This window comes from Streptosporangium sp. H16 (assembly GCF_051918855.1).
Classification (GTDB): domain Bacteria; phylum Actinomycetota; class Actinomycetes; order Streptosporangiales; family Streptosporangiaceae; genus Streptosporangium.
Map to the genome: position 1 here is coordinate 304,661 of NZ_JBPXMD010000005.1, position 24,681 is coordinate 329,341.

Annotated in this window: 20 protein-coding genes; 7 read left to right on the forward strand and 13 right to left on the reverse strand. The window is 71.2% G+C overall.

From position 1 onward, the window contains the following. Positions 1-35: 35 nt before the first annotated feature. From ACTOQ2_RS11335 to aceB, 5 genes are all read right to left on the reverse strand, one after another. A complete protein-coding gene (locus ACTOQ2_RS11335) occupies positions 36-1,283 on the reverse strand; it encodes a (Fe-S)-binding protein (protein WP_440099604.1) in 1,248 nt (415 codons plus the stop codon). A 1-nt stretch (position 1,284) separates the two neighbouring features. Continuing rightward, entirely contained in the window at positions 1,285-2,619 is a 1,335-nt protein-coding gene (locus ACTOQ2_RS11340; RefSeq protein WP_440099605.1) for an FAD-binding oxidoreductase, read from the reverse strand. Further along, positions 2,619-4,076 carry an FAD-binding oxidoreductase gene (locus tag ACTOQ2_RS11345; RefSeq protein ID WP_440070135.1) on the reverse strand — a complete coding sequence of 486 codons (1,458 nt, stop codon included), beginning with the start codon at positions 4,074-4,076 and terminating at the stop codon, positions 2,619-2,621. Before ACTOQ2_RS11345 ends, ACTOQ2_RS11340 begins: the two co-directional genes overlap by 1 nt. Before the next feature lie 91 nt (positions 4,077-4,167). Then, positions 4,168-4,803: a DUF1016 N-terminal domain-containing protein gene (locus tag ACTOQ2_RS11350; RefSeq protein ID WP_440099606.1), complete on the reverse strand. Its 636-nt coding sequence runs from the start codon at positions 4,801-4,803 to the stop codon at positions 4,168-4,170. 109 nt (positions 4,804-4,912) lie between these two features. Next, entirely contained in the window at positions 4,913-6,499 is a 1,587-nt protein-coding gene (aceB, locus tag ACTOQ2_RS11355) for a malate synthase A (RefSeq protein ID WP_440099607.1), read from the reverse strand. Between the two features lie 244 nt (positions 6,500-6,743). Between aceB and ACTOQ2_RS11360 the strand changes: the two genes are divergently transcribed. Both ACTOQ2_RS11360 and hflX read left to right on the forward strand, forming a co-directional pair. Then, positions 6,744-7,427, forward strand: coding sequence for a DUF4097 family beta strand repeat-containing protein (locus ACTOQ2_RS11360; protein WP_440099608.1), 684 nt, complete (start codon positions 6,744-6,746; stop codon positions 7,425-7,427). A gap of 250 nt (positions 7,428-7,677) precedes the next feature. Then, on the forward strand, positions 7,678-9,048 hold the full coding sequence (hflX, locus tag ACTOQ2_RS11365) for a GTPase HflX (RefSeq protein WP_440070215.1): 1,371 nt from the start codon (positions 7,678-7,680) through the stop codon (positions 9,046-9,048). A 52-nt stretch (positions 9,049-9,100) separates the two neighbouring features. Here the strand turns inward: hflX and ACTOQ2_RS11370 are convergent, their stop codons facing one another. Genes ACTOQ2_RS11370 through ACTOQ2_RS11395 form a run of 6 tightly spaced genes read right to left on the reverse strand, consistent with a single transcriptional unit; the run spans position 9,101 to position 15,013 of the window. Further along, positions 9,101-10,681 carry a SpoIIE family protein phosphatase gene (locus ACTOQ2_RS11370; protein ID WP_440099609.1) on the reverse strand — a complete coding sequence of 527 codons (1,581 nt, stop codon included), beginning with the start codon at positions 10,679-10,681 and terminating at the stop codon, positions 9,101-9,103. Further along, positions 10,674-12,356: an ATP-binding response regulator gene (locus tag ACTOQ2_RS11375; protein ID WP_440099610.1), complete on the reverse strand. Its 1,683-nt coding sequence runs from the start codon at positions 12,354-12,356 to the stop codon at positions 10,674-10,676. Before ACTOQ2_RS11375 ends, ACTOQ2_RS11370 begins: the two co-directional genes overlap by 8 nt. After that, the gene (locus tag ACTOQ2_RS11380; RefSeq protein WP_440070129.1) at positions 12,353-13,363 is read right to left on the reverse strand and encodes an ATP-binding protein; all 1,011 of its coding nucleotides are present in this window, start codon (positions 13,361-13,363) and stop codon (positions 12,353-12,355) included. Before ACTOQ2_RS11380 ends, ACTOQ2_RS11375 begins: the two co-directional genes overlap by 4 nt. Then, positions 13,351-13,752 (reverse strand): anti-sigma regulatory factor, encoded by a 402-nt coding sequence (locus ACTOQ2_RS11385; RefSeq protein WP_440099611.1) that lies wholly within the window; start codon positions 13,750-13,752, stop codon positions 13,351-13,353. The genes ACTOQ2_RS11380 and ACTOQ2_RS11385 overlap by 13 nt, the downstream gene beginning before the upstream one ends. Next, positions 13,749-14,129 carry an STAS domain-containing protein gene (locus ACTOQ2_RS11390; protein ID WP_440083107.1) on the reverse strand — a complete coding sequence of 127 codons (381 nt, stop codon included), beginning with the start codon at positions 14,127-14,129 and terminating at the stop codon, positions 13,749-13,751. Before ACTOQ2_RS11390 ends, ACTOQ2_RS11385 begins: the two co-directional genes overlap by 4 nt. Then, positions 14,129-15,013 (reverse strand): STAS domain-containing protein, encoded by an 885-nt coding sequence (locus tag ACTOQ2_RS11395; RefSeq protein WP_440099612.1) that lies wholly within the window; start codon positions 15,011-15,013, stop codon positions 14,129-14,131. Before ACTOQ2_RS11395 ends, ACTOQ2_RS11390 begins: the two co-directional genes overlap by 1 nt. Positions 15,014-15,840: 827 nt before the next feature. Between ACTOQ2_RS11395 and hutI the strand changes: the two genes are divergently transcribed. The 5 genes from hutI (at position 15,841) to holA (ending at position 23,105) form a co-directional block, all read left to right on the forward strand. Then, the gene (hutI, locus tag ACTOQ2_RS11400) at positions 15,841-17,049 is read left to right on the forward strand and encodes an imidazolonepropionase (protein ID WP_350974555.1); all 1,209 of its coding nucleotides are present in this window, start codon (positions 15,841-15,843) and stop codon (positions 17,047-17,049) included. A 271-nt stretch (positions 17,050-17,320) separates the two neighbouring features. Next, positions 17,321-18,190 (forward strand): DegV family protein, encoded by an 870-nt coding sequence (locus ACTOQ2_RS11405; protein ID WP_440099613.1) that lies wholly within the window; start codon positions 17,321-17,323, stop codon positions 18,188-18,190. A gap of 169 nt (positions 18,191-18,359) precedes the next feature. Continuing rightward, entirely contained in the window at positions 18,360-19,235 is an 876-nt protein-coding gene (locus tag ACTOQ2_RS11410) for a helix-hairpin-helix domain-containing protein (RefSeq protein WP_440099614.1), read from the forward strand. A gap of 163 nt (positions 19,236-19,398) precedes the next feature. Beyond that, positions 19,399-21,957, forward strand: a complete 2,559-nt coding sequence (locus tag ACTOQ2_RS11415) for a ComEC/Rec2 family competence protein (RefSeq protein ID WP_440099615.1) — start codon at positions 19,399-19,401, stop codon at positions 21,955-21,957. Between the two features lie 176 nt (positions 21,958-22,133). Further along, positions 22,134-23,105, forward strand: a complete 972-nt coding sequence (gene holA / locus ACTOQ2_RS11420) for a DNA polymerase III subunit delta (RefSeq protein ID WP_440099616.1) — start codon at positions 22,134-22,136, stop codon at positions 23,103-23,105. A gap of 128 nt (positions 23,106-23,233) precedes the next feature. Here holA and rpsT read toward each other — a convergent pair whose 3' ends face one another. Both rpsT and ACTOQ2_RS11430 read right to left on the reverse strand, forming a co-directional pair. Then, complete coding sequence (gene rpsT / locus ACTOQ2_RS11425) at positions 23,234-23,506, reverse strand: 30S ribosomal protein S20 (RefSeq protein WP_440099617.1); 273 nt, start codon at positions 23,504-23,506, stop codon at positions 23,234-23,236. Between the two features lie 168 nt (positions 23,507-23,674). Then, positions 23,675-24,676, reverse strand: a complete 1,002-nt coding sequence (locus ACTOQ2_RS11430) for a hypothetical protein (protein WP_440099618.1) — start codon at positions 24,674-24,676, stop codon at positions 23,675-23,677. Positions 24,677-24,681: the final 5 nt, after the last annotated feature.

Here is a 24,681-nt window from a genome sequence, read left to right on the forward strand (position 1 = left end):
GCCGCTCACCGGGCCCCCGCTCACCGAACCCCCGCTCACGGCACCCTCGCCAGTCCGCGCAGCGAGGCGTCGAGGACCTGGGCGGTGTGCGCCACGGGGACGGGTTCGGCGCCCCGGCGGCGGATCGCCGCGGCGATCTGCATGGTGCAGCCGGGGTTGGCCGAGACCAGCAGGTCGGCGCCGGTGGCGAGCACCCGCTCCGCCTTGCGGTCACCGAGGTCCCTCGCGGTCTCCGGCTGGAACAGGTTGTAGGTCCCCGCCGAGCCGCAGCAGATCGCCGACTCGGCGATCTCCCTCAGCTCCAGGCCGGGGACGCCGTCCAGGAGCTTTCGGGGTTCCGACCGTATCCCCTGGGCGTGGGCCAGGTGGCAGGCGTCGTGGTAGGCCACGGTGAGCGGCAGCGGATGCCGCTCGGCCACCGGGCCGAGCGCGACGAGATACTCCGCCAGGTCGACGGTCCTGATCGCCCGCGCCCTGTCCGCCCAGTCTTCGCCCTCGCTCTCGAGGATCTCCGCGTAGTCCTTCATCGTCGACCCGCAGCCGGCGGCGTTGACCACGATCGTGTCGACGCCCGCCCGTTCGAAGGTGGTGATCGTCCGCTTCGCGAACCGCAGGGCCTGCCTCTCCTGGCCGGAGTGCAGCGACAGCGCCCCGCAGCAGCCCTGCGAGGGCGGGATCACCACGTCGCAGCCCTCCATCGCGAGCACCCGGGCCGTGGCCTCGTTGACCTGAGGGAAGAACTCCCCCTGCACGCAGCCGGTGAGCATCCCGACCGTGGCCCTGCGCGTCCCCCGCGCCGCGACCCGGCGCGGCAGCCGCACCCTGGCGGCGGCCGGGGGAGCGAGGTCGGCCATCGCCGCCAGGGACGGGTTGATCCGCTCCAGTCTCGGCGCGACCGCCCGGCGCAGCCCGGCGCTGAGCCGCAGTGGCAGGCGCATCGCCCGCAGCCGCCGGGGATAGGGGAACAGCTGGAAGACCAGCGCCCGCAGCGCCCTGTCGTCCGGCTCCCGCACGTGCACCCGCTCCACCTCGGCCCGGGTCTGCTCGATCAGACGGTCGTACCTCACCCCGGACGGGCAGGCGGTCACGCACGCCATGCACCCCAGGCACGCGTCGAAGTGCCCGGCCATCTCCGGCGTCAGCGGGGTGCCCTCGACGTGCTGCTTCATCAGGTGGATCCGGCCGCGCGGGGAGTCCATCTCCTCGCCCCACAGGACGTACGTCGGGCACGAGGGCAGGCAGAACCCGCAGTGCACGCAGTCGTTGATCAGCTCAGGGTCCACGTCAGATCCCTCCCGCGAACCGGCCGGGGGACATCCTCCGGCCGGGGTCGAACCGTTCCTTGACCCGTCGCATCAGCGGCAGGGCGCCCGACGGGCCCCAGCGGTCGATCCCGCGGGCGAGGGCGGCGGGCGCGGCGAGCACCGTCAGCCCGCCGCCGAGCCGCCGGAGGTCGTCGCGTACGCCCGTCACGAACCCGGCGAACTCCGCCTCTCCGACATCTTCTGGCAAGGCGACCAGCAGGACCGCGGAGGCCACCGACCCACGCACGCGCGCGGGCAGCCCGCGGGCGGCGACCGCCCGCAGCGCCGGGTACGCGGCGGCGGGCGGGACCCGCAGCTCCAGCAGCACCTCCTCGCCGGGCGGCACCGTCCACCAGGCGGGCGCCTCGGTGGTGATCCGCGCGCTCCCGCACTCGTCCATCGTCTTGCGTACGGCCTCGGCCCGGGCGCCGGCCGCCACCCCCTCGACGAGCGCGGACACGGTGGGCCCGCCGGTGAGGTCCGGCCAGTCCAGCTCGACGGCGCTCGGCTCGGCCTGCGAGGCCGCGAGCTCGGCGACCAGCGCGGGCAGCGCGACCGGCGCGGACGACGAGTCCTTCGCCGTGGGAGAACCCGGCCCGATGGAGGCGGGCAGGTCCACGGTGACCCAGCGGCGGCCGGCCGGGATCGGGTGGAGGCGGAAGACGGCCTCGGTGATGACGCCGAGCGTGCCGTACGAGCCGGTGAAGAGCTTGCCCAGGTCGTAGCCCGCGACGTTCTTGACGACGTTGCCGCCAGAGGTGGCGATCGTGCCGTCGGCCAGCACGACCGTGATGCCGATCAGCAGGTCGCGGGCGGTGCCGTAGCGGAACCTGCGGGGCCCGGCGACCGCGGTGGCGAGCGTGCCGCCGACCGTGCCGGTGCCCAGGGGGGTGTCCAGGGCGAGTTCCTGCCGCGATCGCGAGAGCGTGTCGTCGAGGACGTCGAGGGGAAGCCCCGCGCCGGCCCGCGCCACGAGGTCGCCCGAGGAGTGCTCGACCCCCGACCCGTTCCCCAGGAGCAGGCAGCAGGTGTCGATCAGCAGGTCGCACCGTTCGGGGGGATTGCCCCAGTCGAGCTTGGTGCCGTCTCCCACCGGGACCACGGCCAGGTCGTGCGCCGCCGAGACACGCATCAGCGCGGCGACCTCCCCGGTGTTCTCCGGCAGGGCCACCCAGCGCGACCGCACCCCGCCCACCGCGTCGTCGGCGGTCGCCTCCCTGATCGTCACGCCCGTCTCGCGCAGTGCCCTCAGTGCCCTCAGTGCCCTCAGCGTATTCACCGGTGCCGTCAAAGCCGCCTCCAGCGGTGTTCCCATCAGAACTGCTCCGCCTGTCCCGACTCGACCAGCGGGTGCACGCCCTTGCGGACCCCGGGGACCTCGCCGCACAGCCGGGGGGTCGGGAAAATCTTGCCCGGGTTCGACAGGCCGCGGGGGTCGAAGGCACAGCGCACCAGCTGCATGGTGTTGAGATCGTCCTCGGAGAACATTTTGGTCATATATCGGGACTTGTCCACGCCGACGCCGTGCTCGCCGGTGATGGAGCCGCCGTGCTCGATGCACAGGTCGAGGATCCTCCCCGAGACGATCTCCGCCCTCTCCTCCGCGTCCGGCTCCGCGTCGTCGAACAACACCAGCGGGTGCAGGTTGCCGTCACCGGCGTGGAAGACGTTCGCCACCCTGATGCCGTACTCGCGGGAGAGGGCGTCGATGCTCGCCAGCACCCCGGACAGCGCGGTCCGGGGGACGACGCCGTCCTGGACGATGTAGGCGGGGCTGATCCGGCCCACCGCGGCGAACGCCGACTTGCGGCCCCGCCAGATCGCGGCCCGCTCCGCCGGGTCGTCGGCGACCCGTATCTCGAACGCGCCGCTCTCCCGGCAGATCCGCGTCACCTCGCCGAACTGGTGCGCGACCTCCTCGGCGGGGCCGTCCAGCTCCACGATGAGCACCGCCCCCGCGCCCTCGGGATAGGCGCACGCCACGGCCGCCTCGGCCGCCTCGACGGCGAGGGCGTCCATCATCTCGATCGCGGCGGGCACGATGCCGCCGCCGATGATCGCCGACACCGCCTGCCCGCCCCGCTCGATGTCCTCGAACGCCGCGAGCAGCGTCGTGACGGACTCGGGCAGCCTGCTCAGCCGTACGACGACCTTGGTCGCGATGCCGAGGGTGCCCTCCGAGCCGACGAACGCGCCCAGCAGGTCGTAGCCGGGGTCGGTGTCCGAGAGCTCGACGATGTCGCCGTCGGGGGTGACGATCTCCAGGCCGACCACGTGGTTGACGGTGAAGCCGTACTTCAGGCAGTGCGCGCCGCCGGAGTTCTCCGCCACGTTGCCGCCGATCGTGCAGACCTGCTGGCTGGAGGGGTCGGGCGCGTAGTAGTAGCCCAGGTCGCGGACGGCCTCGGTGATCGCCAGGTTGGTGACCCCCGGCTCCACGGTCGCCCGCCGGTTCGGCAGGTCGACGGAGAGGATCCGCCGCATCTTCGAGGTCACGACCAGCACCCCGTCGGCCCGTGGCAGGGCGCCGCCCGACAGTCCCGTCCCGGCGCCCCTGGCCACGAACGGCAGGCCGTACTCGTTGCAGATCCTCACCACGGCCGCGACCTGCTCGGCGCTCTCGGGCAGCACCACGACGCCGGGGGTGACCCGGTGGTGGGTCAGCCCGTCGCACTCGTAGGTGCGCAGCCGTACGGGATCGGTGATGACCGACCCGGGGCCGAGGAGTTCCTCGAACCTGCGGGCCGGCTCGTCCAGGGTCTTCGTCGACATCGTTCCTCCTCCGGCGTGCCCGGCGTGCCCGGCGGACCGGCGCCGCCGGTGCCCGCCGGCCTCCATCGGCCGATCGAGGACGGCACCCTCGTCATCCTCGTCTCGAATTCTCGCTCAGCGCGGGGGCGCCGGCGTTCCTGCCGTGCCTGGGGCCCTCGTCCACGAGACCGGCGAAGCGGGGCTCGCCGGCCGCCCGCTGCGACGCCCGGCAGTCGGGGGAGGGCGGCGTGCGGGCGGGTCCTGCCGGGGAGCGGCGGATGCGCAGGTGGAGCCGGCCCTTGATCATCGTGATCAGGACGCCCCTGGCCCATCCCTCGTCCGCGGTCTTGCGCGCGTAGAACTCCCTGGTCGCCCTGTTGTCCAGCATATCCAGCAGGACGATGTGGTGACCCCAGGGAATCGGCCGCGCAGTCTGCGGGACGGAGTCGGGCCAGGCCGCCGCGAAGGCCCTCATGTAGAGGAGGTTGGTCCGCGAGTAGCCCGTCGCCTCGGGGAACGCGCCGCGCAGGTCGGCCGAGAGCCGGGGCACCATCTTCCTTCCCCACTCCTCGTCCGGCTGCCGGTCGAGGATGTGGCGGCCGATCCGCCAGTACTGGCGGATCAGCTCGGTGTCGGTGGTGAGCAGTGCCACCCGCCCCCTGCTGCCGATGATCTCGCGCTTGACGGCGTCGAGCAGCGCTTCGTACCCGTCCTGTCCGGCTCCCTCGCCGTTCCTGTCATCGCTCATGCACGCAAAGTATCCACTCGGCCCGACGTCCGCATCCGCCCCCGGTGGCCGCTCGGAGTGAGGAATCCCCGCCAGGGGATGAGGATTCCTCACCGTCGGAATGGTCATGTCACGGCATACGCGCATACGCCGGGAGAGTAAGGAACTCCGCGAAGTCGTCGTCCAGGGCGACTTCCTTGAACAGGGCGGTGGCCTGGCCGTAGAGGGTCTCGTCGTAGCCGGGCTCCGCCTCGATCTTGGCGAGCTCCTCGTCAATGATCTTCTCGACCAGTTCCCTGGTCACCACATTGCCGGTGTCGGCGAGCTCGATGCCGTTGTGGATCCACTGCCAGATCTGGGAACGGGAGATCTCGGCGGTCGCCGCGTCCTCCATCAGGTTGTGGATCGCCACCGCGCCCTGCCCGCCCATCCAGGCGGCCAGGTAGCGCAGCGCCACGTCCACGTTGTTGCGCAGCCCCGCCTCGGTGATGTCGCCGGGGGTCTTGGAGACCGCGAGCAGGTCGGCGGCGGAGACGGAGACGTCCTCGCGCAGGCGGTGGAGCTGGTTCGGCCGGTCGTCGAGAACGGCGTCGAAGACGTCGCGGCAGATCGGCACGAGGTCGGGGTGCGCCACCCACGAGCCGTCGAAACCGTCACCGGACTCGCGGGTCTTGTCGGCGGTGACCTTCTCCAGAGCGACCTTGTTGACCTCGGGGTCGCGGCGGGAGGGGATGAACGCGGCCATCCCGCCGATGGCGTGGGCCCCGCGCCGGTGGCAGGTGCGGACCAGCAGCTCGGTGTAGGCGCGCATGAACGGGGCGGTCATCGTCACGGCGTTGCGCTCGGGCAGCAGGAACTCGCGGCCGCGGGTGCGGAACTTCTTGATCACGCTGAAGAGGTAGTCCCAGCGGCCCGCGTTGAGGCCCGCGGAGTGGTCGCGGAGCTCGTAGAGGATCTCCTCCATCTCGAACGCGGCCGGGTAGGTCTCGATGAGCACCGTCGCCCGGATCGTCCCCTGGGGGATCTCGAGCAGTTCCTGGGCCCTGACGAAGACGTCGTTCCAGAGACGGGCCTCCAGATGCGACTCGATCTTCGGCAGGTAGAAGTACGGGCCCTTGCCCTTGGCCATCTGCCGCTGCGCCGAGTGGAAGAAGTAGAGGCCGAAGTCGACGAGGGAGGCGGAGAACGGCCTGCCGTCGAGGGTGAGGTGCTTCTCGTCCAGGTGCCAGCCGCGGGGACGGACCACGATGGTGGCCAGCTCGGTGTCCGGCTTGAGGGCGTAATTCTTCTCCCCGGCGGAGAAGTCCAGGGTCCGGTCGAGCGCGTCGCGCAGGTTGAGCTGGCCGCCGATGGTGTTCTCCCAGGTGGGGGCGTTGGCGTCCTCGAAGTCCGCCAGCCAGACCTTGGCGCCCGAGTTCAGCGCGTTGATCGTCATCTTCCGGTCGACGGGGCCGGTGATCTCCACGCGGCGGTCCACCAGCCCGGGCGCGGGCGGGGCGACGTGCCACTCGGACTCGCGCACGTGCCTGGTCTCGGACAGGAAGTCGAGGGTGCCGCCCGCCGACAGCTCCGCCTGGCGGGCCTGGCGGGCCTCCAGCAGCTCCAGGCGTCGGCCGTCGAACTCACGCTGGAGGGTGGCCACGAAGGCCAGTGCCTCCGGCGTGAGGATCTCGTCGAAGCGGTCCTGGATGGGGCCGCCGATCTCCACACCGTCCATGAGTCCCTCTTTCCGTGCAATTTTCCGCATAGTAGAAAAGTAATTCTGAATTGTGGAATCGACGCTACTTGAGGGTCGGTTGCGGGTCAAAGGCAGGGTCTTCCTCAGGGCTCGCTCGGGGAGTTCCCCGATGATCTGGGAGGCGGACTCGGAGAGAGTGGGGTCAGCGCCCTCGGCAGAGGGGGAGAACGGACCGGTCGCACATGGGGAGCGAGGGCTTCCCGGGAAATCGAGGATTGAGCGCATGAGGAAGAACATGCTCGTCACCGGAGCGGTCCTGGGGTCGGTGTTCGTGCTCTCGGGATGCGACCTCGCCCTCGACTTCCGCGAGCGGCGGCAGGAGGTCGTCTCCTACGACGTCACCGCCAAGCTGACGAACCTGGACGTCGCCGCCGGCTCCGGCGACATCGTGGTCACCGAGTCGGACCGGACGGCCGTCCACGTGACCGAGACCATCCACTGGCGCGGCGACAAGCCCACCCCCCGGCACCCGGTGGACGGCGGCACGCTCACCCTGCGCGACGAGTGCCGCGGGAACTGCACGGTGGACTACAAGGTCGAGATCCCGCGGGGCCTCGCGACCAAGCTCGACACCGGCTCGGGCACCATCACGATGCGCGGGCTGACCGGGGAGGTGAACGCCGTGAGCGGCTCCGGCGACATCGAGGCCGGCAGCCTCACCTCCAAGCGGTTCACCGCCGAGACCGGCTCCGGCGACATCGAGGCGAGATTCTCCGCCGCGCCCGAGGGGGTGCGGATCGAGACCGGGAGCGGCGACGTCGTCGCGTACCTTCCCCAGGGCGGCTACGACGTCACCGCCGAGACCGGCTCCGGTGACGAGGCCGTGGAGGTGACGAAGGACCCCGCCTCGCCCCGCAAGGTCACGCTGAAGACCGGTTCCGGTGACGCCCAGGTCCTGCTTCCCTGACGCCACGACCCCGGGGCGTTCCCCGGAGCCCGATCGGGGCGCCCGGGCCCCGCGGGGACGAAGTGGTGATAACCAGGTGATGACGTAGGGGTTCCCGTGGCACCATCGGGGGGAAGAGACCCGGGGTGTTCGGGCGTTCACTCATATGAGAAGAACGCGTAAGCACCAACCATCTGAATGGAGCGACGACATAGACACTCGTGAGCCGCTGGACATCGACCGATTCGACGACCTGCTCGACAACGGCGAGATGGATCTGGCCGAGCGCCAGGCACTCCGCCGGGTGGCGGGCCTCTCCACGGAGCTGGAAGACGTCACCGAGGTCGAATACCGCCAGCTGCGGCTTGAGCGGGTCGTCCTGGTCGGCGTCTGGACCTCCGGAACGGCGACCGACGCCGAGAACTCCCTCTTGGAGCTGAAGCTCCTCGCCGAGACCGCGGGTTCGGAAGTGCTGGAGGGTCTGATCCAGCGCCGGCAGAAGCCCGACACCGCGACCTACATCGGTTCGGGAAAGGCACAGGAGCTCGCCGACATCGTCTCCGCCACCGGTGCCGACACCGTGGTGTGCGACGGAGAGCTGAGCCCCGGCCAACTCCGCCAGCTGGAGGAGATCGTCAAGGTCAAGGTCATCGACCGGACCATGCTGATCCTCGACATCTTCGCCCAGCACGCCAAGAGCCGCGAGGGCAAGGCGCAGGTCGAGCTCGCGCAGCTCAACTACCTGCTGCCGCGCCTGCGAGGCTGGGGTGGCAACCTGTCCCGCCAGGTCGGCGGTCGCGCCGCGGGCGGCGTCGGCATGGGCGGTCGTGGCCCCGGTGAGACCAAGATCGAGCTGGACCGCCGCCGGATCCGCGAGCGGATGGCCAAGCTGCGCCGCCAGATCGGCGAGATGACCACCGCCCGCGTGACCAAGCGCTCGCGGCGCCTGCAGCGCGAGGTCCCCGCCGTGGCCATCGCCGGATACACCAACGCGGGCAAGTCCTCGCTGCTGAACCGGCTGACCGGCGCGGGAGTGCTGGTCGAGGACTCCCTGTTCGCCACGCTCGACCCGACGGTCCGCAGAGCGCACACGCCCGACGGCCGCCTGTTCACGCTGGCCGACACCGTCGGGTTCGTCCGGCACCTGCCGCACCAGCTCGTCGAGGCGTTCCGCTCCACGCTGGAGGAGGTCGGCGACGCCGACCTGATCCTGCACGTGGTCGACGGCTCGCACCCCGACCCCGAGTCGCAGCTCGCCGCTGTGCGCGAGGTGATCGGTGACATCGAGGGCGCCCGCGACATCCCCGAGATCGTGGTCATCAACAAGGCCGACGCCGCCGACCCGGTGGTGCTGGCCCAGCTGACCGCGAAGGAGAGTCACACCGTCGTGGTCTCGGCCCGCACCGGTGCCGGGCTCGACGAGCTGAGGGCCGTGATCGAGCGGGAGCTGCCCCGCTTCGACCAGGAGGTCAGGCTTCTCGTGCCGTACGAGCGCGGCGACCTGATCTCCCGGGCGCACAAGGAGGGCGAGGTCCTCGGCGTCGAGCACACCGGGGACGGCACGGTCCTGCACGCCAGGGTCCTGCCCGGCCTCTTCGCCGAGCTGGAGAAGACCGCCAAGCCGGTCGAGACCGCCGTCTGACCCGCCCTTCCGGCACGCCGTACCGTCCCGCGGGACGGTACGGCGAAGGGTCTCAGCGACGCGCCCCGCGGCGGAACATCACCAGCGCCACGTCGTCCTCCCTGGCGCCGAACCGCTCGATCAGCCGGTCGCAGAAGACCTCCTGGTCCTCCTCCACCCGCTCCGCCAGGTGCCGCACGATCTCCAGGCTCTCGTCGAGCAGCTTGTCGCGGTCCTCGATGAGCCCGTCGGTGAACATCAGCACCGAGCCTCCCTCGGGGATGTTCACCCGGTCGACCCGGTAGGTCTCCTCGGCCACTCCCAGCAGGAGATTGCCCAGGCGGTGATAGCCGGCCTGGTCGTCCGCGATGAAGAGGGGCGGGATGTGCCCCGCGTTCGCGATCTCCATCTCCCCGGTCGCCGGGTCGAGCAGGAGCAGGCACACGGTGGCGGTCATGCCGGGGTGGTAGCGCCGCAGCACCTCGTTGAGCAGCGCCATCGACGCGCCGAGGTCCGAGGTGCCGATGACGGAGGCGCGCAGTGCGTGGCGCAGCTCCGCCATGACGGTGGCGGCCAGCAGCGAGTGTCCCTGGACGTCGCCGATGGCGATGAGCACCCGCCGGCCCATCCGCAGGACCTCGTAGAAGTCGCCGCCGACCTCGACGTTGTCGACCGCCGGCTGGTACCGCCAGCTGATCGCGAGCCCGGGGATCTCGGGGATCCGCGTCGGCAGCAGGCTGCGCTGCAGGGTGAGGGCGATCGCGTGCTCCTCGGCGTACGCCCGCAGCGCGTCCACGGCCAGGGCGAGGGCCTGCCCGAGCTGGCGCAGCACGTTGGACTCGTCGGCGTCGAGTGGCGATGTCCCCTCCACCCCGAGGTAGACGGGAGGTCTGCCCAGCTTGGTGCGGCAGACCACGGCCGAGACGTCGCCACTGAGCGTCGCGTCGGGCATCAGCTCCAGCCACTCGGCGGCCGGCACCGTGAAGACCTGCGTACCGGCGGCGGCGCCCAGGGACATCGCGCTCAGCCCGGGCAGCGTGTCCGGCGCCGCGACCTTGGCGACGGGGGCCTCCGAGGGGAAGGCGGAGAACCTGCGGGTCCGGCCGTCAGGGGGCAGGGCGAGCGTGCCCGCCTGCCTCCCCATGATTCGTGAGGTTCCCTCGACGGCCGTGGCGAGGAGCTCCTCGAACGTCTCGGCGGCGTTCATCGAGAGCGTGACCTCGGTGAGGGCGGCCAGCCGCATGGCCATCAGCTCGGCCCGCTGCCGGGCGCGGTAGTAGCGCAGCGTGGCCTCGACGGTCGCGGCGAACTCGTCCGGCTCGACCGGCTCCGCCAGGTAGGCGTCGGCCCCGCGTTCGAGGCCCTGCGCCCGGTCGGCCGGGGTGATCGCCGCCCCGGAGATCTGGATGACCGGGATGGAGGACGTCGCCGGGTCCGCCTTGATCTGCTCGCAGACCTCGTAGCCGCTGATGTCGGGCAGCCGCACGTCCAGGACGACGAGGTCCGGCCGCAGCTCCCTGACCTTGACGAGCGCCTCCATGCCGCCGGTGGCCTGCACGACCTGGTGCCCCGAGCGCCGCAGCCAGCTCGACAGGATGTACAGCTTGGTCGGGGTGTCGTCCACGACGAGTACCGTCGCCCCGTTGTCACCCATCCACGTGTCCGAGGGCGCTTCCGATCGCCTCCAGAAGGGTGTCACGGCGGAGCCCCTGCTTGGAGATCATCATGTGTGCCCTCTCGGGGACCTGGCGCGACGTGGCGACGGTCACGACGATCACCGGAACCTCGCGCAGCCGCTCGTCGTCCGACATCCGCAGCATCAGCGCGGTGCCGTCGAGGCGGGGCATCAGCAGGTCCACCAGCGCGATGTCGGGCGGGTTCTCCTTCATCATCTCCAGGGCCATGAGCCCGTCGGAGGCCTCGTCGATGTGCGCGGCGAACCCGGTGAGCATCCGGCGTACGGTGGCGCGGAACTCCTCGTCGTCGTCCACGATGAGCAACCGGCCGACCACGGGAGCCCCGTCGTGCCGGTAGGGCAGCCTCAGGGTGGCCGTGGTGCCGGACCCGGCGACGCTGGCCAGGTGCAGCGCGCCGCCCAGCGCCTCCGCCAGCCGCCGGGCGTACGGCAGGCCGAGCCCGGTCCCCTTGCTCCGCACCTGGATCGGCCCGGGAACCTGGAAGAACTCCTCGAAGACGCGTTCCAGGTGCTCCTCGGGCACGCCTATTCCCGTGTCGGTCACGGTGAAGACCAGGTCGTGGGTGGCCGCGTCGAGGTTCACCTTCAGCTTGACCTCGCCGTGCTCGGTGAACTTCAGCCCGTTGGAGAGCAGGTTGCGCAGGATTCGGGTGAGCATCACCTCGTCCACCAGCATCTCCCGCGGCGCCTGGGAGACCTCTACCGTGAGCGTCACCTCGTCGTTGCCGGTGGTGGGGCGCAGCGTCATGCGCAGCCGTTCGGCCAGGGCCACCAGATCGACCATGGAGGGCTGGGGGTCGAGTCTCCCCGCCTCGGCCTTCGCCATGTCGAGCAGCTCGCTCACCAGTGACAGCAGCGTCTCCGCCGAGGAGCCGATGAGGTTGATCTGGTGGAGCTGCTCGGCGGCCAGCGGATCCCCGCCCGGTCCCACCAGCAGGCGGACCAGGCCGATGATCGAGTTGAGGGGGGTGCGCAGCTCGTGGCTGACGGTGGCCCAGAACCTGTTCTTCGCGTCGCTCGCCGCCCGGAGCTGCGCGGACTTCTCGTCCAGCTCCGCGTAGAGCGCCACGACGCCGCGGTTGGTCTCCTCCAGCTCCTCGGACAGCTGGTTGTAGAGCGCCAGCACCCCCTGGTTGGTCTCCTGGAGCTCGGTGTTGAGCTGCAGGACCTCCTCCAGGGTCTCGGCGAGCTCGCTGTTCTGCCTGCGCAGCTCGTCGAGGGCGGTGGTGGGTGTCGAAGCGGCGATCTTGGCGCGGATCTCCTCCGCCGAGAGTCTCGGCTTGCGGCCCTGCGGGAGCCGTTTGACCATGCTTATTCTTCCCTCGGCGGGATCGAGCTCGATGAGGTCGACGAGACGCCCCGCCAGTGTCACGCCGTCCGAGGGACGGAAGTCGGTTTTCGCCGAGAAGTCGACCGCGACGAGCAGGGCGTCCCGCTCCAGCCGGAAGGAGACGGAGATGTCGGCACCCGCCTCGACGAACTCCCTGCCGATCTCGCTCAGCGCGGTGGCCACCCGGATCTGGTCCTGGGCCTCCAGCCCCACGCTCTCCGCCACCTCGCGACCCAGCTTGCGCATGGCGAAGACGTCCTGGTCGTCCTGGACGTGAATCCGGCTCAGCTCGTCCCCGGTCATGCGCCCGGCCTGACGGCGACCACGCAGGCGTCGTCCCGGCGGGTCCCGGCATCACGCAGCAGCGTGCCGGCGACGACGGAGGGGAGGCGCGTGACGAGCCCGGGATAGGAGGTGATGTCCCAGCGTTCGGTCAGGCCGTCGGAGTGGAGCAGGACGACGCCGTGCCGGGGCAGTGCGTACTCGTACTGGCGCAGGGTCCTGGCCTTGTGCCCGGCGATGCCCGGGACGGAGATCATTCCCTGGCGGCCGTCGTTGTGGGCGATCCACGCGGAGACGTTGCCGAGGCCGGCGAAGCTCACCGTGCCCGCGGCGCCGTCGACGCGGGCCACGGCGACCGCGCCGCCCCTGGTGTGGCCGAGGCCGGCGTGGATGCGCTCCAGGGCGGTGACCGGGGCGAGGTCGGCGTGCCGCAGGAACAGCCGTACCGCCTCCTGGGCGGCCTGGGCGGCCGCGGGTCCGTGCCCCAGGCCGTCGCAGAGCATCACGGTCGTCGTGGTGCCCTCCTCGGTGATCACGAACGCGTCGCCGCAGACGGTCTCCTCGCCGATCGGGCGGGTCAGGCCGCTCACCCGGCACGCAGGACGCGAGGCGTCCTGCGCGACGAAGTACATGCCGAGAACGGTGCCCCGGTTGGGTATCGAGTGAACCTCGTACCCGCTGGCCATCCGGGCGATGCCGCCCAGCCCGATGCCGAGCGTGCCGGTGGTGGAGTAGCCGTCGCGCAGGGCGCGCGAGACGTCCGGCATTCCCGGCCCCCGGTCGATCGCGAGGACCTCCACGGCCGAGTCCAGCTCCGGATGCGGGCGGATCAGCATCACGCCCTCGGTCGCGTGCTTGACCAGGTTCGACGCGGCCTCGCTCACCGCGACGGCGACCCGCCCGGTGTCCTCCTCGCTGAACCCGCGGATCTCCGCGAGCGTCACGGCGGTACGGCGGAGGGCGCCGATCGCGCTGGCGTCCTCGGCCCGTACCCAGGTGTCGTGCTGGGAGTGGATCAGCGTGCCCATTTCGTCACCGTGATCAACGTGCCCTCACCGGGAGTCGATTCCAGGTCGAACTCGTCGACCAGGCGGCGGGAGCCGCTGAGGCCGAGGCCGAGGCCTCCGCCGGTCGTCCACCCGTCGGTCAGCGCCTGCTCGATGTCCGGGATGCCGGGCCCGTTGTCGCTGAACACCATCCGCAGGCCCCGCCGCACGCCCTTGTGGACGACCTCGACCCGTACCTGCCCGCCTCCCGCGTACACCAGGGCGTTGCGGGCCAGCTCGCTGGCCGCGGTCACCACCTTGGTCTGGTCGACCAGGGACAGGCCCACGTTCACGGCGACGGTCCTGACGTGCTGGCGGACCAGCACGACGTCGCCGTTGACGTTGATGGGCAACTCCTCCACGGTCGTCACCAGGCGGCCGTGGAGGCTTGGGAGCTTTCGATCTGGTTCAGCAGCGCGACGCCCTTCTCGAGGTTGAGCGCCGTGCGCACGCCGCCGAGGGAGAGGCCGAGCTCGACGAGGGTGATCGCCACCGCCGGGCGCATGCCGACGACGATCGTCTCGGCGTCGAGCATGCGGGAGATCGCCGCGATGGTGGCCAGCATCCGGCCGATGAAGGAGTCGACGATCTCCACGGCGGTGATGTCGATGATCACTCCTCGCGCGCCGGTCTCGACCACCTTCTCCGACAGGTCCTCCTGGAGCGCGAGCACGCTCATGTCCTGCAGGTCGATCTGGATGGAGACGATCAGGATGTCGCCGAGCTTGAGGATGGGGACGCGATCCATCAGCTCTCCACCGTCCGTACCGCTATGCGGGACTCCCCGCCCTTGACGAATTTGACCCCGCTCGCCCGCAGCGTGTGAGCCAGCGCGTCGGCGAGGGTGGCCTTGGTCACGATGTCGCCGAACTCGATGCCGAGGGTGACGATGGTGTGGGCGATCTGCGGGCGGATGCCGGAGATCACGCACTCGGCGCCCATCAGCCGGGCCGCCACCACGGTCTTGAGCAGGTGCTGGGCGACCTCGGTGTCGACGGCGGGCACACCCGTGATGTCGATGACCGCGTGCTCGGAGCCGGTGTCGACGAGCGTCTGCAGCAGCTTCTCCATGACGACCTGGGTCCTGGCCGAGTCGAGCGTGCCGACCAGCGGCACCGCGACGATGCCTTCCCAGAGCTTGACCACCGGGGTGGACAGCTCGAGCAGCTGTTCCGCCTGATCGATGATGATCTTCTCCCTGGCCGCCGTGTAGCTCTCCATGGTGAAGAGCCCGAGGTCGTCGATTACCCGGGAAAACCAGATGAAACCTCGCACGGCCTCGGGAGAGCCGTCCTCCTCGACGATCTCGTAGAGCGCCTCCTTCAGGCCGAACACCACGATCGCGGTCTCGGTCGGGGTGAAACCCTGGCGGGCACGGTCCCGGGAGAGCTCGGCGAGCAGGCCGCGCAGGTCGCTGAGGTCGCCGGAGTCGTCGAACGACTGGCGCAGCGCCTGGTAGAGCTCGCCCAACTGGTCGGCGAGACCTCCGCGATCCGCCTGATTGCCGGTGCCGCCGGTGGACGAACGGGCGATCTCAAGCCAGCGCTTGAGGACGCGCGCCTCGTGCTCCTGGAAAAGTTCTTCGATGCGACGCCGACCGGCGTCCGCGTGGACGGACAAGGCAACTCCCATGCGTACGACCTGGAGACAATTCGCACGAAAGGCTACATGGGACGTCCTGCTTACGACCTTTTTTGAGGTTGGGCGGGACGCTTGTCATCAGAGCTTCGGAAGGGTGGGGCGACCGGGTCGAGCGGCCGGCGCGGCCGTATCACGTCACGGGCTTCGGGGGTGATCTCAGGGTGCCGTGCCACGCGCGGAGTCCCGAGGAAGATCGCGGGTGAGCGCGGGGGCCGCAGGAGGGGTCGCGAGGGGGCCGCAGGGGAAGAGGGCCGAGGGGGCGTGAGCCTTCCGGATGTCAGCCTAGAGTGGTGGCGAACGGTGTTTCAATGGTGAAACTTGCGCCGAGAGGCCCGATGTGGCTGTACTACAAGAGGGATAAAACGTACAAAAGCCTCAAAAGTGACAGTGGTCGCCCAAGGTTTAGATTGCTACCATAAGGCAAATCTAGCGAGATGTTATGACGCAAGTTGCTCTGGTGACTACTGTTACGGGCGATGAAGAAGTAGTCTGAGCTGTGGAAAGTTGCTCAACGCCACGCGTGATCGTCGAGCCGACGGGTGAGGTGCGGTCGCGGAGGGGCGGCGTTCTTCCCAATTAGCCTGTACAGCGGGCCGACTTGTGAAATAACGTAACTGAACTGAAATCGCCCGATCATGATCTCGGCGATACTGTCGCCGCACAGCGAATACGCGGATGAGAGCAGGAGACCCCCCGATGCCGTCCGGACTCACAGCGGGCTTGAAGGGCACGGTGCCCGGCGACGTCCGGGGCGGCTCGCCCCGTCCGGGTGCGGTCCTCCTCCAGGTGTCTTCCCCTGAACACAAGGCGGTGATGCGATGACGGTCCGCCTCCTGACCAACATCGGCCGGCTCTGGACCGGAAACGACGTGTTCAGCAACGCGGCGATCCTCGTCCACAACGACCGGATCGCCTGGGTCGGCCGCGCCGCGGATCTTCCGCAGAGCGTGCCGGGGGTCGTCGACGACATCGTCGACGTCGACCATGTCGAGAACCTGGGCGGCGCGCTGGTCACTCCCGGCCTGATCGACGCGCACACCCATCCGGTCTACGCGGGAAACCGCTACGCCGAGATGGCGATGCGCTCCAGCGGGTCCACCCCGTCCGCGATCACCGCGGCGGGCGGCGGCATCGGCTCCACCGTGACGGTCACCCGCGGCACCGACCCCTGGACGCTCTGCAACGGCGTCCGCGAGCGGCTCCGCGACTGGCTGCTCAGCGGCACCACCACCATCGAGGCCAAGACCGGCTACCACCTCACCCGTGACGGCGAGCTGGCCGACGTGCGACTCCTGCGCGAGCTGGAGAAAGAGCCGATGATGCCGCGGGTGCACGTGACCTTCATGGCCGCGCACGTCGTCCCGCCCGAGTATTTCGGCCGCCAGCGCGACTACGTCGAGGCCGTGGGCGCCTGGTGCGCCGACGCCGCCGCGGCGGGAGCCGACGGTGTCGACGTCTACTGCGACGAGGGCCACTTCACCGCGGAGGAGGCCCGCTGGGTCCTGGCCTCCGGACGCAACGTCGGCCTGCTGCCACGCCTGCACGCCGGCGCCTACACCCGGCGCGGCGCCGTCCAGCTCGCCGCCGAACTCGGCTGCGCCTCCGCCGACCTGCTCCACCACACCACCGACGAGGACATCGCGATACTGGCCCGCTACGGCGTCCCCGCCGTGGTCTGCCCCGGGACCGCTCTCCAGCGTGGCAGCCTGCCCCCGGTCCGCCGGATGCTCGCCCAGGGGGTCACGGTGGCCCTCGGCAGCGACCACAACCCGGGCCACTGCGGCATCACCTCGATGTCCCTGGTCATCAGCCTCGCCGTCGCGGCCTTCGGCATGAGCGTCGGCGACGCCCTCCGGGCCGCCACCCTCGGTGGTGCCACGGTCCTCGGCGCTCCCGATCGCGGCGTTCTCGCCCCCGGCCGCCTGGCCGACATCGTCCAGTGGGACGCCGACCACGAGGGTGCCTTCGCCTGGGCCTTCGGCCTCAAGCCCCGCCGGGTCTGGCGCGGCGGCACCCCTGTCCAGTAGGTCTCCCCCCTTCCGGAGGCTTCGCCCTCGGAACCCTCGCCCGCCGGATCCTCCCCTCCGGCGACCCCTCCCTTCCTCCCCTCCGGTGGCCCCTCCGTCCGACGGGTTCTCCCCTCGAGCGGCCGTTTCCCTCGCGCTCGCGGCTCCTCGCCGTTCACGAGGGCTCCTCCTCTTTCAGGAGGGCTCCTCGTCGTTCACCCGGGGAGTCGTTCACCCGGGGAGGAACCGATCCCGTCTCCTCCGTGTGATCTCCACCGCGTAACCTCTGGGCATGTCTCCGCCGGTCGCCGTCGTCACGGACTCCACCGCCTACCTCCCTCCTGAGGAGGTCTCCCGCAGGGGAATCGTCGTGGTGCCGCTCCAGATGATCGTGGGAGGCAGACCGCTCGACGACATGCCGCGGATCGAGGGCGCGAGCATGGGCGACATGCTGCGGGAACGGCGCCAGGTGACGACCTCCATGCCCGCCCCGAGCCGTTTCACGGACGCCTACAACGAGGCGGCGGCCCGGGGCGCGACCTGCATCGTCTCCATCCACCTGTCGGCGGAGATGTCCGGCACTGTCGAGGCCGCCCGGGCGGGGGCCGAGCATTCCCCCGTCCCGGTCGACGTCGTCGACAGCAGGTCCATCGCCATGGGTCTCGGGTTCCCCGTCCTGGCCGCCGCGAGCGCCGCCGCGGCGGGCGCGACACGGGCCGAGGTGGCGGACGCCGCCCGCCGCCGCATGGAGTCGGTGCGCAGCTTCTTCTACGTCGACACCCTGGAGTATCTCCGCAGGGGAGGCCGGATCGGCGCGGCGGAGACCCTCCTCGGCTCGGCGCTGATGATCAAGCCGATTCTGCACATCTCCGACGGTGCGATCTCTCCCCTGGAGAAGGTCCGTACGGCGAGCCGTGCCATCGCCCGCCTCGAAGACCTCGCGGTCGAGGCCGCGGGTACGGGCCCGGTGGAGGTCGCCGTCCAGCACCTCGCCGCCCGGTCCCGCGCGGACACCCTGGCCGCACGACTGCACCGGCGCATTCCCGCCCTTGCCAAGGTCATCGTCGTCGAGGTCGGCCCGGTGATCGGCGCGCACGTCGGTCCAGGCATGCTCGGCATCACCGTCTCCGCGGGCGAGCCTCTGGTGTCCACCGATCCGTGAGGTCCGCTGGTCCGTGTCGTCTTCGAGCCCGTGTGGTCTTCGGATCCGTCTGATGACCCGCGCGCCGATCAGGCCGACCTGTGTCCCCGCTCTCCGCCGATCGTCCCCTTATCCCCAGAACGAGATTCGGTGAAAGTGCGCCCGCCACCGTCTCCGTAACGTCCTGCGGGTGCGGACCACAGGCCAGAACACCGAGCGGTTCCAAGCCGAGTCGCGACTGCGGATCCTGACCGGGAGCGGATCACCCGGCCGGGTGCCCCCATCGTGCCGTCCGGCCGGCACGCCGTGCCAGGGCAGGCATGCGCGGGCCGGCGGTCAGGGCGAGCCGGAGGACGTCGTCCACGACGGTCCCGCCGCGCGCATGCGTTCGGCGCCGATCCCTCCGTCCTTCGAGGCGCTTCGCAAGGTCGTGGCGACCCAGAAGGTCGCACTCGGTCCTGACCGCCCGGGGCTGCGCCTCCTGTTGCTCGTCGCCCTGGTGGCCACCGTCGCGGGCGGCGTGTACGCCTGGCGGTCCCAGCCGGAGCCCGAGCCCTTGGCCCCGCCGATGCCGATCGCCGGGTCACCGCTGTCGGCGCCCGTCACCGTTTCGCGGCAGGGGTCCACGCCGGTCGCCGAGCTGACCGTTCACGTGACGGGTAAGGTCCGCCGGCCCGGGGTGATCACGCTGCCCGGCGGTTCACGGGTCGCCGACGCGCTCCAGGAGGCCGGGGGCGTCCGTGGAGCGGCCGCCACGGGATCCCTCAACCTCGCGCGCAGGCTCGTCGACGGCGAGCAGATCGTCGTCGGCCTTTCCGGTACGGCCGCCGTCGCGGCGGCGCCCGCTCCGGTGAATCCGGCAGATCCCGCCACCGCCGTCGTCGACCTCAACACCGCCACCCCCGAGCAGCTTGAGGAGCTACCGGGCGTGGGCGAGGTGCTCGCCCGGCGCATCGTCGAATACCGCGACGCACACGGCGGCTTCCGCTCCGTCGAGCAGCTTCGCGACGTGAGCGGGATAGGCGACCGGAAGTACGCAGAGATGCGGGACAGGGCCCGTGTTTGACACCTCGGCCGCGAGGACGGCCGTGACGAGGTTCGCCACGGCCGGAGTCTCCGGTGGCTCCGCACCCCCCGGCGGGTCCGAGGGGTCGGGAATCCTGGGCGGTTCAGGAAAGGGGTGGCGTGCGCATGCCACGCATCTGGTCCTGCCGGCGGCGGTCTCATGGATGACCGCCCTCGTCCTGCTGGGTTGCTCAGCCGCGACCGGTGCGGTGACGGCCGGTCTCATGGCCACGGGTGCCCTGGCCGTGGCCGTCCTGACCCGGGCACAGGGGGCGGCGAGCCGGCGGAACGCGGCGATCGCGATCCTGGGATGCGCCGCCGCGGTGGCGGGGTCGGTGGCCTTCCGGGTGCACGCGGTCGGTACGGGGCCGGTCGCCGAGCTCGCGGGCAGGAACGCCTCGGCGACGGCCGAGGTGGTGGTCACCGACGATCCCCGGGAGACGAACCGTGGGGGAGGGCCCTTCCCGCGGGAGAGTTTCGTGGTGCCCGCCCGGGTCGAGTCGGTCGGGACGGGCGCGGGCAGGGTGGCGCTGCGGGCTCCGGTGGTGCTGTTCGTCTCGGGCGCCGGGTGGCGATCCCTGCTGCCCAGCCAGCGAGTGGAGGTCAGCGGGCGCTTCGGCCGGGCCGACCCCGGAGAGCTGCTCGCGGCGGTGGTGCTGGTCAGGGGGGCACCACGAGTCCTGAGCGGGCCTTCCTGGGAGCAGCGCGCGGCCGGGACACTCAGGTCGGGGTTACGGGAGGCGGCCGACGTGTTGCCGCCGGCGCAGCGCGGGTTGTTGCCCGGCCTGGTGGTCGGCGACGTGTCCCGGATGGACGAGCAGGTCAAAGCCGACTTCAAGGCGGCGGGCCTCAGCCATCTTCTCGCGGTCTCCGGCGCGAACCTCGCCGTCGTGGCGGGGGCGGCGGTCGCGCTGGCCAGGGTGGCCGGGCTGCCTCTCGCGGCGCGGGCGGTGCTGGCGATGGCGGCCATGGTCGCCTTCGCGGTCGTCGCCCGGCCCTCGCCCAGCGTGCTCAGGGCCCTCCTGATGGGCGGGGTCGCCGCCCTCGCCCTCGGCACGGGCCGCTCGCGCGACGGTGTCGCGGCCCTGTCGGCGACCGTCCTGGGGCTGGTCTTCTTCGTCCCCGACCTCGCCCGCTCCTACGGCTTCGCCCTGTCGGTCTCGGCGACCGCGGGCATCCTGGTCCTCGCCCCGGGCTGGCGCGACCGGCTCTCGGCCCGTATGCCCCGATGGTTCGCCGAGGCGACCGCGGTGGCCGCCGCCGCCCAGGTCGCGGTCACCCCGGTCCTGGTGCTGATGTCGGGACAGCTCGCACCGGTGGCGATCCCGGCCAACCTGCTCGCGGGCCCGGCCGTGGCCCCCGCCACCCTGCTCGGTTTCGCGGTGGCGTTGGTCGCGCCCCTGCACATGGGGCTCGCCCAGCTGCTGGTCCGGCCGGCGGGGCTGGCCACCGGATGGATCATCGAGGTGGCCGAGCACACCGCGGCGCTCCCGCTGGGCGTGATCCCGTGGCCGGGCGGCGTCACCGGGCTGCTCCTGCTGGCCGGTGCCGTGCCACTCGCCGTGCTGGTGCTGCGGCACCGGCGGCCGCGCCTGATCGCCCTGGCGGCCCTCACCGGGCTGGTCCTCGCCGTGACGGTGGCCGCGCCGATCGTGGCACGCTGGCCGCCTCGCGGATGGCTACTGGTGGCCTGCGACGTCGGTCAGGGAGACGCTCTGCTCGTCGCGGCGGGGCCAGGGCGGGCCGTGGTGGTGGACGCGGGGCCGGACCCGGTGCCGGTGGACCGCTGCCTGCGCTCCATGGGGGTCGGGGAGGTGCCGCTGGTCGTTCTCACCCATCCGCACCTCGACCACGTGGGCGGTCTCGACGGTGTCTTTCGCGGGCGCGCCGTGGGAGCGGTGATGGTGACACCGCACGGTGCCGGAGAGCGCGAGGGGGTGAGGCTGAGCGCCGATCTCGCCCGCCGCCACGTGGTCGAGTGGGCGGCGAGGCCCGGTGCGAGCTGGCGGTTCGGGCCCTCGGAGCTCACCGTCATCGGCCCGGTGGCCGAGGCCTCCCCGCCCGGCGCGGGGGAAGGGGCGGCCGTCAACAACGCCAGCGTCGTGATGCACGTCCGCTGGGCCGCGGGGGCGGCTCTGCTCAGCGGAGACATCGAGACCGAGGCCCAGGCGGAGCTGCTCCGGCGCGGCCTGCCATCCGCCGAGATCCTCAAGGTTCCGCACCACGGCTCTGGCAGGTACGACCCGGCCTTCCTCGCCGCCTCCGGTGCCCGCGCCGCTCTGATCAGCGTGGGGGCGGACAACGGCTACGGCCATCCCGCCCCGTCGACCCTGGCCGCGCTGCACCGGCTCGGCATGCGCGCCTACCGGACGGACCTGTCGGGAGACCTCGCGGTGGTGGTCCGCGAGGGGGCTCTGGCGGTCGTCGCCCGGGGGCGCGCGGCCCCGTTGGCGGGCGGCTCGTGGCGCCCGGCCCGGATGGGCGGGGCCGGTGCGGTCGAATCCCGGTCCTGGCCGGGCGGTGCGGGTCAGGCCTCGGTTCTGGCCTGGCGATTCCGGCCGGGTGGCGCGGGCCGGGTCCTGGTTCCGGCCGGGCGGTGCGGGCCGGATCCCGGTTCTGCCCGGGGAGCGCGGGTCAGCTCCCGGTCCTGGCCGGGCGGCGGAACTCGGTGTCCACGTCGGCGGCGTAGACCGACCGGCTGCAGCGCGCGCAACGGTACATGATCGGACCCTCGTCGAGGGACGTTCCGCAGCGGGGGCAGGCGTGGCGGCGAATAGTGGAGTTTGTCATGGTTCTCACCTCCTGTGTTGTTCCCAGGGTGCCTCGCGGCACCTGCATTCCGATTGCGAACGACTTGCCGGCGGCTCACCCGGCACCGGGACGTGGCATGCTGCTCGTCATGGCGGCAACCGATCCGGCACCCGTGATCCTGATACTCGGCGACGAGGAACTCCTGGCCGACCGCGCGGTGAGCGAGGTGACCTCGGCGGTCAAGGCCGCCGATCCGACCGCCGAGGTGCACGATCTGCCCGGCTCGAAGATGGAGCTCGGAGAGCTCACCCGCATGACGTCGCCCTCACTGTTCGGTGACAGGTCCGTGGTGGTCGTCCGCTCGGCCCAGGACCTCGGCAAGGACGTCATCGCCGAGGTCGTCTTCTACGCGGCCCACCCGGCGGACGAGACCGTGCTGGTCCTCGTCCATCCGGGAGGCGTCAAGGGGAAGGCCCTGGTCGACGGGGTCAAGAAGGCCGGAGCCCAGGTGGTCTCCGTCACCAAGGTGACCAAACCGGCCGAGCGCCTGGCGTTCGTCAAGGCGGAGCTGAAGCGGGCCGGACGCACCATCGGGGCCGACGCCGCCGCCGCGCTCCTCGACGCCGTGGGCAACGACCTGCGCGAGCTGGCCGCCGCGTGCAGCCAGCTCGCCTTCGACACCCCCGGCAAGACGATCGACGAGGCCGCCGTCGCGCGCTACCACCGGGGCAGGGCCGAGGTCAGCGGGTTCACCGTGGCCGACTCGGCCGTCGAGGGACGGCTGGGCGACGCTCTGGAGCAGCTGCGCTGGGCGCTCTCGACCGGTACGGCACCGGTCCTGCTGGTGAGCGCGCTCGCCGGGGGCCTGCGCTCGCTGGCCAAGGTGGGAGGCGCGCCTCGCAACCTCCGGGGCGGCCAGCTCGCCAGCCATCTCGGCATGCCGCCCTGGAAGATCGACCGGGTCCAGCGGCAGCTGAACGGCTGGGGCCCCGAGGGTCTCGCCCGCGCGATCCAGGCCGCCGCCACCGCCGACGCGCAGGTGAAGGGCGGCGGAGCCGACCCCGCGTACGCGCTGGAGCACATGGTCCAGACCGTGGTCGCCAGCCGCACGGGGCGTTAGGCGCTTCGGGGAGAGGCGGCCTGAGCCACCCCGAGCCACAGGGCGGGGCATGAGGCGCACCGGGAAGAGGCGCCTGAAACGCAAGAACGCCGCATCCCCGAAGGGTGCGGCGTTCGCGAAACGTGGAGCTACTTGGCGACCGACAGGGCGGCGGCGCGCTGGGCGATCGCCGACTTGCGGTTGGCGGCCTGGTTCTTGTGAATCACGCCCTTGCTGGCGGCCTTGTCCAGCTGGCGGGAGGCAGCGCGCTGCAGCACGGCGGCCTCTTCGACGTTACCCTGGTCGGCGGCCTCGCGGAACTTGCGGATGGCCGTCTTCAGGGAAGACTTGACAGCCTTGTTACGCAGCCGGGCCTTCTCGTTCTGCCGGTTGCGCTTGATCTGGGACTTGATGTTCGCCACGAAGAAGCCTCGGTGAATGTCGTTGGATGGGGCGCGCGGGCAGAGAGGGCGCGCCACACGCAGTTGACTAGGCTACCAACTGCCATGGTCGACACTCAAATCGACAGGCCAGGCAGAAGGATGCCTGATCAGTTTAGCGTGTGACCGTGGTGGCTCGGACCGTAATCCTCACGGCTTGAACCAGAACTTCTCGTACTCCGCCCAGTCCTCCTTGGTGGCGGCGAAGTCGACGTAGAGCGCCAGGCCGAACCGTTCGCGCGGTTTGCCGTGCGAGGTCAGTGCCAGCCGGGCACCCCTGGCCGCCTTCTCGACGCTCTCGGCCTCGTCGGCCCAGGAGACGCCGTGGTCGTGATAGGCCGGGGCGCCGATCAGCACCGTCTTCTCTTCGGGGACGAGCTCCAGCGCCAGCGAGCTCTGCCGCACGACGTAGCCGCCGTAGACGGAGGGGAAGGGGAGGTAGGAGTCGTAGGTCATGATCGCCACCTGGTCGGTGAGCTTCGCCACCTGGCGGAAGTAGTCGGGCGACCAGTACTTGTCGCGGCCGGTGGCGGCGCGCGCGGCCGGGCGGACGAGCGGGAACGGCTCGATCTGCGGGGTCGAGGTGGACAGCAGGCCGTCGCCCACGATCGCGCGGGTCTGTGTGAGCAGGTCGAGGAAGTCGGTGTCGCCGTCGCCGATCGGCTCGAAGTTGTAGTGGACGCCGTCGAAGCCGAGCGCCGTGATCGCGCGGGCGCCGTCCAGCACGCGCTGCCTGGAGGCCGCGTCGTCGAGGTCCAGGACGCCGTCGACCTTCTGGCCGAGCCAGGCCGACACCCTGACCTTGGGGAGTTCCTCGCGCCACCACTTCAGGAAGTCGGCCGCCTTTGGATATTTGCCGGCGGGTAGTGTCCCGTCGGGGTCGAACGGGCCAGAATGGACGTACACGTCCTTGATCCCGGTCTTTCGCAGTCGGGCGGCGAGGGTACGCACATCGTCGGCCGTCTTGCGGCCGTCGACCCACGCGTGGCCCAGCCACAGGGCGTCGTGGCCGGTCGTCTTCGCCCATGGGGCGGGTGTCCCGGTAAACTGCAGGGTGAGGGTGGCCACGGCCACCCCTGGAAGCGCGAGGAGCAGGGCCGCCACCATAGCGAGGAACCGCAGGCCGCGCCGTGCTCTGGTCCGGGCAATCACCCGGA